We start from the raw sequence: 14,569 nt of genomic DNA on the forward strand, positions 1-14,569 counted from the left end.
CAAAACAAAAAGCCCTCGTTTTTCAACGAGGGCTTTTTTGTCTGTGACGATGATTACTCGCTCGTGCAGATTGTATCAAGATAACAACGGCCTTTCACACCGGAGGTTTTTGGTATTACCCGACTTTTACCTCACCGGTTTTTTACCATCAGTCTTTCGTATTATTTAATTAATACACTGACAGTGATGCCAACAAAGACCAACATACCGAAGTAATTGTTGTTCAAGAATGCTTTGAAGCACGCATCACGGTCGCGCGCTCTCGCCAGCCACTGCTGATAAACAAACAACGCAGATGCACCAAGCAAGAAAGAGTAATAAAGCGTTGAGAGTTCACTCAAGAAACCGACCAGCACCAACAGCAGAACAGTCACTAGCTGCAACACGCCAATGGCGGCTTTGTCATAGCGACCAAATAAAATGGCTGACGACTTGATACCGATTTTCACGTCATCATCGCGATCAACCATGGCATATAAGGTGTCATAAGCAACAGTCCATGCCACATTGGCAAGAAACAGCATCCACGCGACAGGCGGCAATTCGCCAGCTTGTGCAGCATAGGCCATAGGGATGGCCCAGCTAAACGCCATGCCCAATACCAACTGCGGCATATGCGTATAACGTTTCATGAAAGGATAAACAGAGGCAAGAAGTAAGGCCACTACCGATAGCTGAATGGTTAACGCATCGAGCGTAAGCACCAGCAAGAATGCGCCTAGCACTAGAAAAGCGAACAGCGCCAAGGCTTCTTTGGCGGTTACAAGCCCAGAAGGAAGAGGACGTGCTTTGGTGCGTTTCACATGGCCATCGAGGTTTCGGTCAGCAAAATCGTTAATCACACAACCTGCAGCGCGCATCATGATAACGCCAAGCACGAACACCACCAGCACCTTTGGATCAGGCATGCCGTCTGCGGCGAGAAACAGCGCCCACATGGTTGGCCAAAGCAGCAACAAGCTGCCAATCGGTCGGTCCATGCGCGTGAGTTGCCAAAACGCCCGAGCTTTGGCTGCATCCATTTAGCCTTCCTCCTGATAAATCGGCGCGTGAGGGAGAAATAACTCTGAAACCAACATTGGTTTGTTGTTTACCCATAGGCGGGAACGACGCGCCAACAAAGCTTCCCCTTTCACGATCACCGTCGCGACTTCAATGGCATCTCGTCGCGCGTTTGCTTGAGTAAAAACGCGTTGCCCCAAAGGCACCGCACCTAACTGTGCAATATCTTCTTCTTTTTCTGTCAGCGTGGACATGGGCACCAAGGTGCGCGCGCATAGCCACGGCATATTGTCGCCGGAAAGGACAACCTCGCGAACCAAGCAGCCTTCATGGCCTAAAAGTTCACGTTCACTGCTTGTCAGCGTCTCCATATCACATTGGTGCAACCCCAACACTTCAACGTCTAGCGTTGCACAGCACGCCTTTAATCGCTCTGTCATTGAATGCGCTTCGAGCAGCCATTCGCCCTTGCGTGTTGTTTCCAATTGCTGCCAATCCGGGGCCTCCCAATTCGCACCCATCAGGGCTGACACGTGTAATTGTTTGAAATCTGACATGTTATCCTGAGCCAAAGAGCAAAAAAACCACAAAAATTTCGCCGAATCGGCCAATAATGTTTAGTATTAATAGTGCGCTATTGTACACAGCTGTGCCCTGTCACGCGCAGCTAAACTACCATAAGAGATTCATTAAATCTGGGGTTTGGCAAAAACCATGAAAAAAAATATAACGGCTATTTTCACCTTATTGGTATCCCTGTTCTTGTCCTCCCCTTCTATGGCTGAAGGCGAAGAGAATGCGGCTAAATTCAGCTACTTCACGCTCGAACCAGAAATCACCACTAACTTTATTACGGATGGACGCAAGCTTGGGTTTATCAATGTTCGCGTCGATCTGATGGTCGATGACCCTGCATTGATTCAAGAACTCGAATACCACCAGCCGCTGATCCGCGACACCATTATCGAGGTGCTAAGCCAAGAGAGTGGCGTGCGCATCAAATCGCTGTCTGGGCGAGAAGCCATTCGAAAAAATTGCTTCGAGAAAGTGAACGCCATTCTCCTTGCGGAAACCAAACAAAAAATACTGGCTGACTTACTGTTTACTAAGTACCTCTACCAGTAAACAAGCAGACACAAAAAAGGCGTACTCTGTACGCCTTTTTCATTGGTTTTGAGCGTGCCATTGCGAAGCCTAGATTAACCGCAACATCCCTCACTCGCGCCTATTTACGCATTCACTACCGCTTGGGAGTCTAATGTTTTCGCTTGTGCGATATAATCGGTTACCTGCGCTTGTTGCTCTGCGTTGAGATACAAACCCAATTTGGTTCGACGCCACAACAAATCTTCTGCTTCAACGACATATTCCGCCGTCATCAGGTAATCCACTTCACGCTGCGTTAAGCCTTCACCAAACGCTTTGCCCAATGATGCTTGCGTGTCATCGTCAGACAACCACACCCAAACACGGTTGCCATAGGTCGTGGCTAAGCGGTGGCAAGTAAAACTGTCCATCCATGGGTAGGTGCTCGCCAGCTTCTCTTCAACATCTTTGAACGAGGTGATCTCTTCGCCGCCAGGTAGCACTTGCTCTGCCGTCCAATCAGCGCCCATCTCAGGGAAGAAAGGTTTCATCATGTTCATCGCCGCTTGCGCCAGTTTGCGGTACGTCGTCAGCTTGCCACCGAACACAGAAAGAATAGGTGCTACGCCACCATTTTCGTCCAACTCTAACGTGTAATCACGCGTCACCGCCTGTGGCGAGTCTGATTCATCTTCACACAGAGGACGCACACCACTGTAGGTCCAGACAACGTCTTCAGACGTCAGCTGTTTTTTGAAATGTTGGTTATACACGTCCAACAAATAGGCGACTTCGTTATCTTCGATAGCAACATCTCGTGGGTTACCGAAGTATTCCACGTCTGTGGTGCCGATGATTGAAAAGCGGTCGAGATAAGGAAGCACAAACACAATGCGACCATCTTCATTTTGAAGAATATAAGACTGTGGCTCATTGTGAACTCTCGGCACCACAACGTGGCTGCCTTTCACCAAACGAATACCGCGCGGAGATGTCAACGAGGTGCTGTCATCAAAGAACTGCTTCACCCAAGGACCCGCCGCGTTGACCAACACTTTACATGACCGCGTAAAACGCTCTTGTGTCGTGCTATCAAACACTTCTACATGCCAAAGGCCGTCTTTACGCTCAACGCGCTCAACCACACAACGGTTACGCACTTCTGCACCGCGCTCTTGTGCATCCATGGCATTCAAGATCACCAAACGCGCATCATCTACCCAGCAATCTGAGTATTCGAAGCCTTTAGTGATCTCTGGCTTCAACACTGATTCTTCACGGAATGAAATGCCTTTACTGGCAGGAAGACTCGTACGTTTACCCAGATTGTCGTAAAGGAAAAGACCCGCACGGATCATCCATGCAGGGCGAAGGTGAGGACGGTGAGGTAAACGGAAACGCATCGGCCAAGCAAGGTAAGGGGCTTTTTTCAACAACACTTCACGCTCAGCGAGTGCTTCACTCACTAAACGAAACTCGTAATGCTCGAGATAGCGCAATCCACCGTGGATCAGCTTAGAACTTGCAGAAGAGGTCGCAGAAGCAAAATCTGCCGCTTCATAAAGCCCAACACTTAATCCACGACCTGTTGCATCAGCCGCGATGCCTGCGCCATTGATACCACCGCCCACAACGATAATATCCAATACTTTGTCTGTCATTTTCCCTTCACCTTTCTTTTACACGCGCGATTACTGCTCTTCAATCACGCACGCTCATGCGCTTCATTCCAATAAACACGTCGAACCAAATGCTCATTCGAATATTTAATGTTCGTTTACGAGCATTTTAGCGCAGAGAAACCATCTGTCCAGTTAACATTTGATCAAAATGCACACAAAATTCGGACATAAAAAAGCCGCCAAACGGCGGCGGTATTTTAAAAAGGTGGATTATCGAACAATTTCGACTTGTGTATCAGTGTGTTGGAGATGTGAGCGAATCGAGTCAGGCAGGTCTGCGTTAGTAAACAGCATGTCGATTTGACCGAGAGTGCCCACGTTCACCATGGCACTTCGACCGAACTTTGTGTGGTCAACAGCGAGCATGACTGAGCGGCTGTTTTCCATGATGGCTTGCTTCACACGCACTTCGTGATAATCGAAATCAAGCAAACCACCGTCTAAATCGATACCACTGATCCCCACGATGCCGAAATCGAGGCGGAACTGAGAAATGAAATCCAGCGTCGCTTCACCCATGATGCCGCCATCGCGATTACGCACTTCACCTCCCGCCATGATGATACGAAAATCTTCTTTCGCCATCAGAATGCTCGCGGCATTGAGGTTGTTGGTCACGATGCGGAGATCTTGGTGATTCAGTAACGCGCGCGCCACCGCTTCGGGCGTCGTGCCGATATCGATAAACAAGGTCGCGCCATCTGGGATATGCGCAACCAACGCTTGAGCCAGCTTATCTTTGGCTTCTTGCTGCATCACTTTGCGTGCGTTGTACGCCGTGTTCACGGAACTGGAAGGTATGGTCGCACCGCCATGCTGGCGACGGATTTTATTCTCATCAGCCAGTTCGTTTAAATCACGACGAATGGTTTGTGGACTCACATCGAAATGAGCAACCAGATCATCGGTACTCACGTAGCCTTGGCTACGCACGAGATCGAGAATTTCCTGATGTCGTTGGGTCTGTTTCACAGCATCCTCTGCGCTCAAAAGAAAAATGTCCCGCTAATCGGGACATTCAAGTTTACGTACCTACCGCATGAAAGCCAATCTGGCGGGCTTCAACGGTGATCTTACATCACACTACAGCGGCATTTATGACGGATTCTTCGCAGATCGGGAGAGCTTGGCATCCAAAACCCCAATCAAACAGCCAGAGAGCAATCCAAACAAATGCGCCATGTTCGCAATCGCCATGCCGAACGGTTCAAAGAAACCAACCACCAGCCACAGCAGCATAAAGCCGACATAGGCTGGCTCAATAGAGAGGCCACGTGAAGGCGCAAAATGCCCAACCATCCACACGTACCCAAGCATGGCATACACCACACCCGACATACCGCCAAAGTTCGGGCCATCAAAGGCGTACTGCCCGAGCCCAGAGAACAACGCGGTGAGTAAGAAAAGCTGCAACAGCTTGGCACTGCCACTGTGTTTTTCTATGCGACCGCCCAGTACCCACCACCAAAGCAGGTTAAAAACGATATGGGTCGCGGAGAAATGCAAAAACGCGTGGGTAAACAAACGCCAAAGTTGCCACTGCTCATCGCCCGATGCCGGAAAATGCATCACCGAGAAAACATCATCACCAAAGCCTAAAAATAGCGCAGCATAAGTGACGATGCATACAAGCATGACGGACATGGTGACCGGGCCTGAGCTGTCTTTAAGGGTTTTGATGAAGCCTTGTCGCGGATAATAAAAACGAGCGGTGCGGGTTTCCGCCATATCCCATGACGCAGATTGGTATTTTTGCGCGGTGGGGTGTTGAAGAAAAGCCTGTAGCTCTACTTCTACTTCAACTTGGTGCTCTGCTTCTTTGAGCCACAAGCCAAACGTCCCCTCACCTTCAGGCATCATTTGAACTTCAATGCCTCTTGAAGACATGTAATCGATAAACGCCTGCCCGGCTCGAGGGTTAGATATCGCAATCAGACGGATCATAGCGCCTCTTTTTCTGTGTGATCACGGCTACGTGGCAATCCCGCCACACATGTCGCTATTGATTAAAGCTACTGACACCAGACTCCACGGGGAGATCTTGTCTATGCCACGCTTCGAAGCCACCATCCACGCTGTAAACTTCTTCAAAGCCTTGATTGATCAAGTACTGGGCAGCGCCTTGGCTACTCACCCCGTGATAGCACATGACCAGTACAGGTTGTTCATAATCGATCGCTTGTGTGAATTGCACAATAGAATCGTTAGTAAGGTGGAATGCGCCCTGTGGATGAGATAGCTGAAATGACTGAGGATCCCTGATATCAACAATCACCGCAGTTTGATCATCCTGCTGAATCTTCTCCCATGCGTCCGTAACAGAGATATGCGCAAATTGTTCCATGAGTTATTCCACTCCTTTCATCGTAATCACTCTTTGCAACAACGGAAACACATCCGAATATTGCAGGTATTCCAGTATTCTACCTGACTTTATATGAAATCATGCCATAGAGAAGTCAGGGTCTTTGTACGCTTTTTAGCCACCTGTGGAAAAATCTGTGGATTGCGTTGATAAAGTAGGATCTCGCGTTTGGATCCACAAGATGTAGTGTTGATCGTAACAAAGCTGTGGACAACTTATCTCACGCCTGTGATACCAAGGGTTTATCAGGCACAAAAAACCGGCATCAGCCGGTTTTTAATGATCTTCACATTGCCCGAAAGCACTGCATGGTAACCTAACGCATTGAAGATAGGGACGATCAGAAGACGTCGCCTACTGCTTCTTTCAATTTACGCATCGCATTCTTTTCTAATTGGCGAATGCGCTCGGCAGACACTTCATAGTGATCAGCCAATTCTTGTAAGGTCGTTTTATTGTCGTCCAACCAGCGAGAACGAATGATGTGCTGGCTTCGCTCGTCTAACCCTGACATCGCATTCGCGAGTCTGTGGTTAGCGTGGTTTTCCCAATTTTCTGATTCAAGATTGATGGCAACGTCTGAGCTTTTATCTTCCAAATAGAAAACAGGGGCTGATGGCCCTTCACGCTCGTCGTCGTCATTCCCTGCGTCAAAGCCTGGATCTTGCGCAGCAAGACGGGATTCCATCTCGCGCACTTCCGCGGCATCAACACCGAGCTGCTCAGCAACCATGTTAACTTCATCTGCGTTAAACCAACCCAGGCGTTTTTTCGCCTTACGCAAGTTGAAGAACAGTTTACGCTGCGCTTTTGTGGTCGCGACTTTCACGATACGCCAGTTACGCAGAACGTATTCATGGATTTCAGCTTTGATCCAATGCACGGCGAACGACACCAGACGAACACCCACTTCTGGGTTGAAGCGTTTTACCGCCTTCATCAATCCGATGTTACCTTCTTGCACGAGATCAGACACAGGCAGTCCGTAACCGGAATAACCACGGGCGATATGAACAACAAATCGCAGGTGAGACAGGATCAGGCTTTTCGCCGCGTCCAGATCTTCCTCGTAGTGAAGACGTTCTGCAAGCGCGCGTTCTTGATCAGCAGACAGCATTGGATGGCTGTTTACCTGCTGCAGATAGCTGTCTAGGCTATCCCTTGAGATCGGGGCTATTGCATACGACTCTGTTGTCATTTTCACCTCTTTTCGAATCTATCGAACATATGTGAACCAATTTAGGCTCCAGCCATACTCTACTTAAGATCAAAAAAACTGCAACCCCAAGCATGGTTACCTAGATAATGTGACCATGATTGTTTACGGGGGTTCAGTTAATTATACAGGTTCGATCTCGCGTAAATGTTTACCTGCTGCAAGACGTGCAGCAAGCAGTCCTATTAAGCCCGTTATCATCAGTAGTATCAGACCTTCGTCAATCCGAAGCCCGGAAAGACGGAAACCGCTACTGTATAACGTCGCCAATTTCGCCACTGCCGTGTCTAAAAGTAGACCATTAATTAAGGTCACGATCCACGCCACGATAGCGCCTGCTAAACCCAGCCATACGCCTGTATAAAGGTACGGTCTTTGGATATAGCTGTCGGTGGCACCCACCAACTTCAATACTTGTATTTCTGCCTTTTGGTTTAAGACCTGCAAACGCAGGGTATTACCAATGATCAAAAACACGGCCATCAACATCAAGCCAGAAAACACCACTGTCAGCGTCAACACCAGAGATTCAATGGCAGACAAACGTTGCAGCCAATCACTGTCTAAGCGCACTTCTTCAACCGCAGATTCAGCACGCAGTTTTGCGGCCAATGCAGTCGCAGAAGCGGCGTCATCGTTTGCAGGTGTAACAACAATCACCGCAGGAAGTGGATTGTCATCCAGCAAGCTGATCGCTTCATCAAACCCTTGAATTTGTCTCAGTTGAGTAAGACCTTGCTCGGGAGAAATAAATTCCGTGTTCCCGATATCTTGCCACTGCGACAATTCATCAAAGAGTGTTTCAGCCACGGCGTCCGAAGCGCCTTGGTTAACGTAAACCGTCAACTGATTGGGCACTTGCCACTCTTCTGTCACAGCAACCACGTTCTTTGCCAGCACAAACAAGGTTGCAGGCAACGCTAACGAGAAGGCTAACGCCAGTACGGTTAATGCATTACCTAAAGGCTTTGCTAATAAGTCACGTAACGCCTGACCACCTTGTTGTTTGTGCAAGGTAATGAAATTAGCCATGGCGCGGCACCTCCGACAGGTGACCACGATTCAGATCAAAACGGCGCATGTCATAACTGTTCAATAGCGACGTGTCATGCGTTGCCATCAACACAGTGACACCCACCTGATTAAATTGACGGAATAAATCCATGATCTGCGCAGAGAGCGCAGCATCAAGGTTACCAGTAGGTTCATCTGCAATCAGCACTTGCGGACGATTAACCACTGCACGCGCAATCCCGACACGTTGTTGCTCACCACCCGAAAGTTGAATGGGCAAACACGCGGATTTATCGAGAAGACCGACTTTGTCCAATGCCGCGGACACCCGTTTCTTGATGTCCGATTCATTGGCTTGTTCAATGCGCAGCGGCAATGCCACGTTGTCGAACACACTGCGGTCCATCAAGAGTTTATGGTCTTGAAAAATCACCCCAATGTGACGACGCAAAAAAGGAATCTCTTTGCGATCAATTCTGGAGATATCGTGACCATTGAACAGGACTTGCCCGTCACTTGGTCGCTCAATCGCACAGAGCAACTTCAGCAAGGTGCTTTTACCGGCACCAGAGTGACCAGTCAAAAACGCCATGTCGCCTTTCGGCAAGTGAAAGCTCACTTTCTGTAACGCTTGCTGCCCACCACGGTAGGCCTTGCTTACCTGCTGAAACCGGATCACGCGTATCAATCCTCCTGACTGAATAGAGCTTCGATAAAGTCTTCTGCAACAAACGGTCGTAAATCATCAATCCCTTCACCCACACCGATATATCGAAGTGGAATGTTGAACTGATCGGCAACCGCGAAGATCACACCACCTTTTGCCGTGCCATCAAGCTTGGTCAAAGTTATGCCAGAAAGCGGCGCGATGTCGTTGAACAAACGCGCTTGGCTGATGGCGTTCTGCCCAGTACCCGCATCAATGGTCAGCATGATTTCATGCGGCGCATTCGGGTCGAGCTTTTTCATCACGCGAACAATCTTGCGCAGTTCTTCCATCAAGTGCGACTTGTTCTGCAAACGGCCTGCGGTATCTGCGATCACCACATCCACGTTACGCGCTTTTGCCGCCTCAATAGCATCATAGATAACAGATGCACTGTCTGCGCCAGTATGTTGAGCAATAACAGGAACTTTGTTGCGTTCGCCCCACACTTGAAGCTGTTCAACCGCCGCGGCACGGAATGTGTCACCCGCAGCCAACATCACGGATTTACCCTGCTGCTGGAATTGCTTGGCAAGTTTACCAATGGTGGTGGTTTTACCCACGCCATTCACGCCAACCATCAGAATAACGAACGGGCCATTCTCGCACTTGGCTTCAAGTGGCTTTTCAACTTTGCTTAAAATCTCGGCCATTTCCTGTTTGAGCAGGCCATAGAGCGCTTCGCCGTCTTTCAATTCACGGCGGCTTGCTTTATCCGTCAGGCTATCGATGATTTTGGTGGTGGTATCCATGCCAACGTCTGCGATCAGAAGTTGTTCTTCTAATTCTTCAAACAGTTCATCATCAATTTTCTTGCCGCTAAATAAACCAAAGAACCCAGCACCGATATTCAGTTTGGTCTTCTGAAGACCACGCTTCAAACGTGCAAAAAAGCCTTCTTTCTTTGGCTTTTCTTGTTCTGCGTTCGCTTTCGCGTCTTCTTCAGCCAGAGCTTGCGCGTCAGCTTCTGCTTGCAGACGGGCTTCTTCGGCTTCTTCGGCTGCTTGCGCTTCAGCCTCTGCTTCCGCTTTCAGGCGTGCTTCTTCCGCCGCTTGGGCTTGCGCCTCTGCTTCCGCTTTCAAGCGTGCTTCTTCCGCCGCTTGCGCTTGCGCCTCTGCTTCCGCTTTCAGGCGGGCTTCTTCTGCCGCTTGAGCCTGAGCATCAGCGTCCGCTTTCAGACGCGCTTCTTCTTCCGCTTGCGCTTGAGCATCAGCTTCCGCTTTCAAGCGCGCTTCTTCCGCTGCTTGCGCTTGAACCTCTGCTTCCACTTTCAGGCGGGCTTCTTCCGCCGCTTGCGCTTGTGCCTCTGCTTCCGCTTTCAGGCGGGCTTCTTCCGCCGCTTGCGCTTGGGCATCTGCTTCCGCTTTCAGGCGCGCTTCTTCGGCGGCTTGGGCTTGCACCTCTGCTTCCGCTTTCAGGCGGGCTTCTTCCGCCGCTTGTGCTTGGGCATCTGCTTCCGCTTTCAGGCGAGTTGCTTCGGCGGCTTGCGCTTGGGCATCTGCTTCCGCTTTCAGGCGGGCTTCTTCGGCCGCTTGTGCTTGCACCTCTGCTTCCGCTTTCAGGCGGGCTTCTTCGTCGGCTTGGGCTTTTGCTTCTGCCTCCGCGTGAAGACGTGCTTCTTCTTCAGCACGTGCTTGGGCTTCTACCTGTTGCTGCTCTTCTTGGTCATCTTTCTTACGGCCGAAACCCAGCCAGGACATAAATCCGCGTTTCTTTTTTTCTGCCATTGGCAAATCCTAAAGCATGATTGGTACAATCGGCGCAATACACAGCGAACTGATCAAAAACTGTAAACACTGCGCCTATGAATGCAGTGTGGTAACGAAACACAAACACATTCCTTGCAGCGTAACAAACTCGGCGAAAGTGACCGAAGTCCTTTCGTCGTTGACTCGTTAAATAAGGGGAATGCAGAATCGTTACCGAACCGACATATACTAACACCTTCTTGGCGGTCAAAAAATCTATGGTAAGACGTAACCCCAAAAACCCTGCGACGCGCAACACGAGCAGGGGCAGCAATCCATCTGCATCCACAGGTGGCGGATCCGGTTTTGTCCGTATCATCAGTGGCAAATGGCGAGGCCGTAAGCTTCCCGTGAAAAACGTAGAAGGCCTGCGCCCAACCACTGACCGCGTTAAAGAAACCGTCTTTAACTGGTTGGCAGCCGATCTCTATCAAGCAAAGTGCTTGGATGTGTTCGCAGGCAGCGGCGGCCTTGGCCTTGAAGCCTTGTCTCGCCAAGCAGAGCATGTCACCCTGCTGGAACTAGATAAAGGCGCTGCAGACCAAATCAAACTGAATATCAATACGTTGAATGCCGACAATGCCACGGTAGTAAATACTGACGCCCTGAGTTATTTGTCACAGGCAGGGCAGGCTTTTGACGTGGTGTTCATCGATCCGCCGTTTCGCAAAGATTTACTGTCAGACGTCATTACACGTTTGGAGAAAAATGGCTGGCTAAGTCCTAACGCCATGATTTATATCGAGGCAGAAAAAGAACTGGGCGCTATCGACGTACCAGTACATTGGGACATGGTTAAGGAAAAACATGCCGGACAAGTCAGCTTCCGGTTGTATCAGAGAGAGGAAGAATGAACGCACTCATCTTATTAGCAAAAGCCGCCATCGGTTTTGTTTGGCTTATATTGTTCACCAATATTGCCTATCCATTCCCCGGCGTTGCCGCGATAGCGCTCTATATCATGACCGCATTCTTATTTTGTATGCACGGTCTTCAAATGCTGATTTTCATCGGTGCGTTTGGCGATAAAGTGAACATGACACGTTGGGAAAAGTGGTCGATTCTCTTTTTCGGGATTTTCGCACTGCTCGGTATTCGCCAAAAATACATGATTGGTAAGTACTAACATTCATTTATCATCAGTGTTTCCCTGATGTTAAAAAGGCCTCTATTGAGGCCTTTTCCATTTCATAAGTGTATTAACACACTCACTCAGTGCTGACAGACTCGCGCTGCGTTCACCAACAAGGTACCAGACTGCTCGATGATTTTCTTGCGTCGACGAAGAAACACTAAGACTTCGCTGAACAACAGATCTTGTTGGCTACACGTATGAAATCTTGCTGTCGCACCCCATTGCTCTGTCACTCATTGGGTAAGGTCAAGCTCTGACATTGGTGCAGTACTGAGGTGGTTTAGGATTTGGTGAACATGAACAGAAGAAGACATTTGCGCTCCACACGTTATCTGACGGTCTCTACGCGCATGGAATCACATTTATAGAATCAATGAGTTGATGTGGCACAAGCTCAATCAGGTTTCATCATGTGGCGTATTACACTGCCAACACACCTCAAAGTTCCCACCGTTCTCTTCTTGGCAATGTGAACAATACCAAACCGTTTCACTCTGCACCTCATAGGCTTCAAGCGCTTGGCGTGCTTTGCTTTCTTGCAAGGCATCCACCCACAGTGTCACCGCCACAATGTCCGGTGGTAGTTCGCCCGCAGCGCTGGATAGCGATTCACCTTTTAGCATCACTTCAATGCCTTGAGATCCCAGCATGCCTTTTAAACTATGTGCTTCCAATGCGTTAGCGGCGCTATAAACCTGAACCCATGGCATAAGCAATCTTCCTTACAGCGAAAGTACGGAGGCGGTGATAAGCCCTTGCGCACAAAAATAGGTGGTCATAACGAGAAGAACAGACGCTTTAAATGGCCCTTTAAATCGCTCAAATGCCAAGACGGTATCGGACACCATAAACAACAGCGCACCACCGAAGGCATAGGCCGCAGGCTGGGTGCCCGCACTCATCCAAAACTCTCCTGCCCCCCATGCCATTTGGGCGATCACGGTAATATAAATACCGACAGGAATGAGCAAAGCACCCAGGTTTGGCAGTAACAGTAAGAAAACAATGACACTGGCAGCCCCAATCAAAGAAGGTAGCCACCACACCATCGATCCTTCAAAGCTTTGCCAGAACGCAACGCTGTAGATGATATGCGCCACGAGAAAGCTCAACAAACCGGGAATGAAGCGGTCTTTTGGCAGCATTAAAAACACATCGCCAAACAGTGAAAACAGCAAGCCTGCCAAGATCAGATAGGTATACCCGTTTGGCTCTCCGCCAAAAACGGCAATAAGCATCATCAACGCGATCGTTAATGGCTTAAAAAGATAAAATTGCCAGCGCGGTCCTTTATAGGCGGCATTGATATGCAGCACCCCTGAACAACAAACGGCCAACCAACTCAGCATGTTTTCATTCCCTTAAAATCAAGCCAACCAAGTCTAGAGATGACATAAAGAAAGTCCACCGTACACCTCTCAGAAAGCGAACAACACATCAAAAGCCAACATCAGCACCACATTGAGGGACAGCTCATACCCTTTAGGATCCGCGCCTTTCTCTACCCAAGTCCCCCACGGGAAACACGAGAATTCAACGCTGTTAGGCATCAGACAATAAAAAAGCAGGCCCCTTTAGAGGCCTGCTTTCACTTGTTTGTATTCAATTTTTAGAACGTGGCTAACTGCCGACAATGTGTCGCCAGTTTTCGATATAGAACCACACAGCACCTGCTGTGACGGCAAAAATGAGGAAAAAGGCCATCCGCCAAATCATTCGATTACTGCGAGGCTGCAATTCTTTTTCGCACTGTTTGCAGGCAGAAACGAACCCGCGCATGTCATCCACTTCGTAGCCATCTTCATGCACAGCTTTGTTTCGGACGGTTGCGACAAACCTAAGTTTCGCAATCACATCATGGGGTAAGCGCTCTTGGCAGCTCGATACCAGCTCATGAAGCCCACGGCCTTGCGCGTGGTAGTGCTCCTTGAGCAGCCGTTCTAAACGACGACTATTTCTCACTACGACAGCAATATCATCCATGCTGACCTCCTTGGGCGTAGGGTCTCATACCCTTTATACCTTCATTTCATTAGCTTACGTCAATTCGACGGAAATGAGAAAATCCTTTAACTTCGTTTACATTCACTGCAACGACTGACTATATGAGTGCGATTGATCACGAAACCAATTGCACCAAGGTTTGCGCGGGTAGAGTCTGAAGTAGACTCATGCTCGACTTCTTCAGGCCGGAACAGGAGAACACCGTGCCAATTTCTATGATTTTACTCTTAGTTGCGTTGGCCGTGATTTCGACAGTGTATTTTTTCCTGTCATTTCAAAAACACTCTCTCGGCAAAGGTGCAGAAGAACGCGCTATTGATATCCGCATCTTAGACAAACAGTCTGTTGCGCTGCCTTCTCCAGAGCAGCACGAAGATCCAGAAGAGTATTGGATCTACGTTCAACCTTTGGCTGGTGGCCCTAAGCGCGAATTCCAAGTGGGCGTTCATTACTACCATGCACTTCAGCCGGGTGATTGCGGCACATTGACCTACAAAGGGTTACAGTTCCTGCACTTCGCAAAGCTACAACGCGTCGATTAATGCCACACGGCAACACCACCCTAAAACGCGGAGACGAAGGTTTCCGCGTTTTTATTTTAGCGCCGCCAC

At 49.2% G+C, this 14,569-nt stretch carries 18 protein-coding genes; 4 read left to right on the forward strand and 14 right to left on the reverse strand.

The window, feature by feature from the left end; genetic code table 11:
• Positions 1-161: 161 nt before the first annotated feature.
• Positions 162-1,022 (reverse strand): 4-hydroxybenzoate octaprenyltransferase, encoded by an 861-nt coding sequence (gene ubiA / locus BM082_RS18415; RefSeq protein ID WP_017013100.1) that lies wholly within the window; start codon positions 1,020-1,022, stop codon positions 162-164.
• The gene (locus BM082_RS18420; protein ID WP_017009488.1) at positions 1,023-1,559 is read right to left on the reverse strand and encodes a chorismate--pyruvate lyase family protein; all 537 of its coding nucleotides are present in this window, start codon (positions 1,557-1,559) and stop codon (positions 1,023-1,025) included.
• A 157-nt stretch (positions 1,560-1,716) separates the two neighbouring features.
• Between BM082_RS18420 and BM082_RS18425 the strand changes: the two genes are divergently transcribed.
• Positions 1,717-2,127 carry a flagellar basal body-associated protein FliL gene (locus BM082_RS18425; protein WP_017009487.1) on the forward strand — a complete coding sequence of 137 codons (411 nt, stop codon included), beginning with the start codon at positions 1,717-1,719 and terminating at the stop codon, positions 2,125-2,127.
• 104 nt (positions 2,128-2,231) lie between these two features.
• On the opposite strand, the gene glpD is transcribed toward BM082_RS18425, so the two are convergent.
• The 8 genes from glpD to ftsY all read right to left on the reverse strand — a co-directional run bounded on the left by glpD (position 2,232) and on the right by ftsY (position 10,297).
• Complete coding sequence (glpD, locus tag BM082_RS18430; protein ID WP_074928098.1) at positions 2,232-3,749, reverse strand: glycerol-3-phosphate dehydrogenase; 1,518 nt, start codon at positions 3,747-3,749, stop codon at positions 2,232-2,234.
• Positions 3,750-3,980: 231 nt separating this feature from the next.
• The gene (locus tag BM082_RS18435) at positions 3,981-4,742 is read right to left on the reverse strand and encodes a DeoR/GlpR family transcriptional regulator (RefSeq protein WP_026024532.1); all 762 of its coding nucleotides are present in this window, start codon (positions 4,740-4,742) and stop codon (positions 3,981-3,983) included.
• Positions 4,743-4,865: 123 nt separating this feature from the next.
• A complete protein-coding gene (gene glpG, locus BM082_RS18440; RefSeq protein ID WP_074928100.1) occupies positions 4,866-5,714 on the reverse strand; it encodes a rhomboid family intramembrane serine protease GlpG in 849 nt (282 codons plus the stop codon).
• 55 nt (positions 5,715-5,769) lie between these two features.
• The gene (glpE, locus tag BM082_RS18445) at positions 5,770-6,114 is read right to left on the reverse strand and encodes a thiosulfate sulfurtransferase GlpE (RefSeq protein ID WP_017013096.1); all 345 of its coding nucleotides are present in this window, start codon (positions 6,112-6,114) and stop codon (positions 5,770-5,772) included.
• A gap of 361 nt (positions 6,115-6,475) precedes the next feature.
• Complete coding sequence (rpoH, locus tag BM082_RS18450) at positions 6,476-7,333, reverse strand: RNA polymerase sigma factor RpoH (RefSeq protein ID WP_026024531.1); 858 nt, start codon at positions 7,331-7,333, stop codon at positions 6,476-6,478.
• Positions 7,334-7,474: 141 nt separating this feature from the next.
• Positions 7,475-8,383, reverse strand: coding sequence for a permease-like cell division protein FtsX (ftsX, locus tag BM082_RS18455; protein ID WP_017009481.1), 909 nt, complete (start codon positions 8,381-8,383; stop codon positions 7,475-7,477).
• Positions 8,376-9,044 carry a cell division ATP-binding protein FtsE gene (gene ftsE / locus BM082_RS18460; RefSeq protein ID WP_017009480.1) on the reverse strand — a complete coding sequence of 223 codons (669 nt, stop codon included), beginning with the start codon at positions 9,042-9,044 and terminating at the stop codon, positions 8,376-8,378. The genes ftsX and ftsE overlap by 8 nt, the downstream gene beginning before the upstream one ends.
• Positions 9,045-9,049: 5 nt before the next feature.
• Positions 9,050-10,297, reverse strand: coding sequence for a signal recognition particle-docking protein FtsY (ftsY, locus tag BM082_RS18465; protein WP_371737314.1), 1,248 nt, complete (start codon positions 10,295-10,297; stop codon positions 9,050-9,052).
• A gap of 740 nt (positions 10,298-11,037) precedes the next feature.
• Here ftsY and rsmD point away from each other — a divergent pair.
• Positions 11,038-11,673: a 16S rRNA (guanine(966)-N(2))-methyltransferase RsmD gene (gene rsmD, locus BM082_RS18470; RefSeq protein WP_017009478.1), complete on the forward strand. Its 636-nt coding sequence runs from the start codon at positions 11,038-11,040 to the stop codon at positions 11,671-11,673.
• Positions 11,670-11,945: a DUF1145 domain-containing protein gene (locus tag BM082_RS18475; protein ID WP_074928105.1), complete on the forward strand. Its 276-nt coding sequence runs from the start codon at positions 11,670-11,672 to the stop codon at positions 11,943-11,945. The genes rsmD and BM082_RS18475 overlap by 4 nt, the downstream gene beginning before the upstream one ends.
• An 86-nt stretch (positions 11,946-12,031) precedes the next feature.
• Here BM082_RS18475 and BM082_RS18480 read toward each other — a convergent pair whose 3' ends face one another.
• From BM082_RS18480 to BM082_RS18495, 4 genes are all read right to left on the reverse strand, one after another.
• Positions 12,032-12,187 (reverse strand): DUF2492 family protein, encoded by a 156-nt coding sequence (locus BM082_RS18480; RefSeq protein ID WP_244276045.1) that lies wholly within the window; start codon positions 12,185-12,187, stop codon positions 12,032-12,034.
• A 165-nt stretch (positions 12,188-12,352) separates the two neighbouring features.
• Positions 12,353-12,664, reverse strand: a complete 312-nt coding sequence (locus BM082_RS18485) for a putative signal transducing protein (RefSeq protein WP_074928107.1) — start codon at positions 12,662-12,664, stop codon at positions 12,353-12,355.
• 12 nt (positions 12,665-12,676) lie between these two features.
• Positions 12,677-13,303, reverse strand: coding sequence for a lysoplasmalogenase (locus tag BM082_RS18490; protein WP_017013092.1), 627 nt, complete (start codon positions 13,301-13,303; stop codon positions 12,677-12,679).
• 271 nt (positions 13,304-13,574) lie between these two features.
• Positions 13,575-13,937 carry a hypothetical protein gene (locus tag BM082_RS18495; RefSeq protein ID WP_017009473.1) on the reverse strand — a complete coding sequence of 121 codons (363 nt, stop codon included), beginning with the start codon at positions 13,935-13,937 and terminating at the stop codon, positions 13,575-13,577.
• 224 nt (positions 13,938-14,161) lie between these two features.
• On the opposite strand from BM082_RS18495, the gene BM082_RS18500 reads away from it, so the two are divergent.
• Positions 14,162-14,500: a DUF2500 domain-containing protein gene (locus tag BM082_RS18500; protein ID WP_017016793.1), complete on the forward strand. Its 339-nt coding sequence runs from the start codon at positions 14,162-14,164 to the stop codon at positions 14,498-14,500.
• Positions 14,501-14,569 lie beyond the last annotated feature (69 nt).

This window comes from Enterovibrio norvegicus DSM 15893 (assembly GCF_900115495.1).
Classification (GTDB): Bacteria; Pseudomonadota; Gammaproteobacteria; order Enterobacterales; family Vibrionaceae; genus Enterovibrio; species Enterovibrio norvegicus.

Excerpts from the sequence above, each read along its gene's own strand:
- ubiA (WP_017013100.1), bottom strand. The coding sequence starts at position 1,022 with ATGGATGCAGCCAAAGCTCGGGCGTTTTGGCAACTCACGCGCATGGAC.
- BM082_RS18420 (WP_017009488.1), bottom strand. The coding sequence starts at position 1,559 with ATGTCAGATTTCAAACAATTACACGTGTCAGCCCTGATGGGTGCGAAT.
- BM082_RS18425 (WP_017009487.1), top strand. The coding sequence starts at position 1,717 with ATGAAAAAAAATATAACGGCTATTTTCACCTTATTGGTATCCCTGTTC.
- glpD (WP_074928098.1), bottom strand. The coding sequence starts at position 3,749 with ATGACAGACAAAGTATTGGATATTATCGTTGTGGGCGGTGGTATCAAT.
- glpG (WP_074928100.1), bottom strand. The coding sequence starts at position 5,714 with ATGATCCGTCTGATTGCGATATCTAACCCTCGAGCCGGGCAGGCGTTT.
- glpE (WP_017013096.1), bottom strand. The coding sequence starts at position 6,114 with ATGGAACAATTTGCGCATATCTCTGTTACGGACGCATGGGAGAAGATT.
- rpoH (WP_026024531.1), bottom strand. The coding sequence starts at position 7,333 with ATGACAACAGAGTCGTATGCAATAGCCCCGATCTCAAGGGATAGCCTA.
- ftsX (WP_017009481.1), bottom strand. The coding sequence starts at position 8,383 with ATGGCTAATTTCATTACCTTGCACAAACAACAAGGTGGTCAGGCGTTA.
- rsmD (WP_017009478.1), top strand. The coding sequence starts at position 11,038 with ATGGTAAGACGTAACCCCAAAAACCCTGCGACGCGCAACACGAGCAGG.
- BM082_RS18475 (WP_074928105.1), top strand. The coding sequence starts at position 11,670 with ATGAACGCACTCATCTTATTAGCAAAAGCCGCCATCGGTTTTGTTTGG.
- BM082_RS18485 (WP_074928107.1), bottom strand. The coding sequence starts at position 12,664 with ATGCCATGGGTTCAGGTTTATAGCGCCGCTAACGCATTGGAAGCACAT.
- BM082_RS18490 (WP_017013092.1), bottom strand. The coding sequence starts at position 13,303 with ATGCTGAGTTGGTTGGCCGTTTGTTGTTCAGGGGTGCTGCATATCAAT.
- BM082_RS18495 (WP_017009473.1), bottom strand. The coding sequence starts at position 13,937 with ATGGATGATATTGCTGTCGTAGTGAGAAATAGTCGTCGTTTAGAACGG.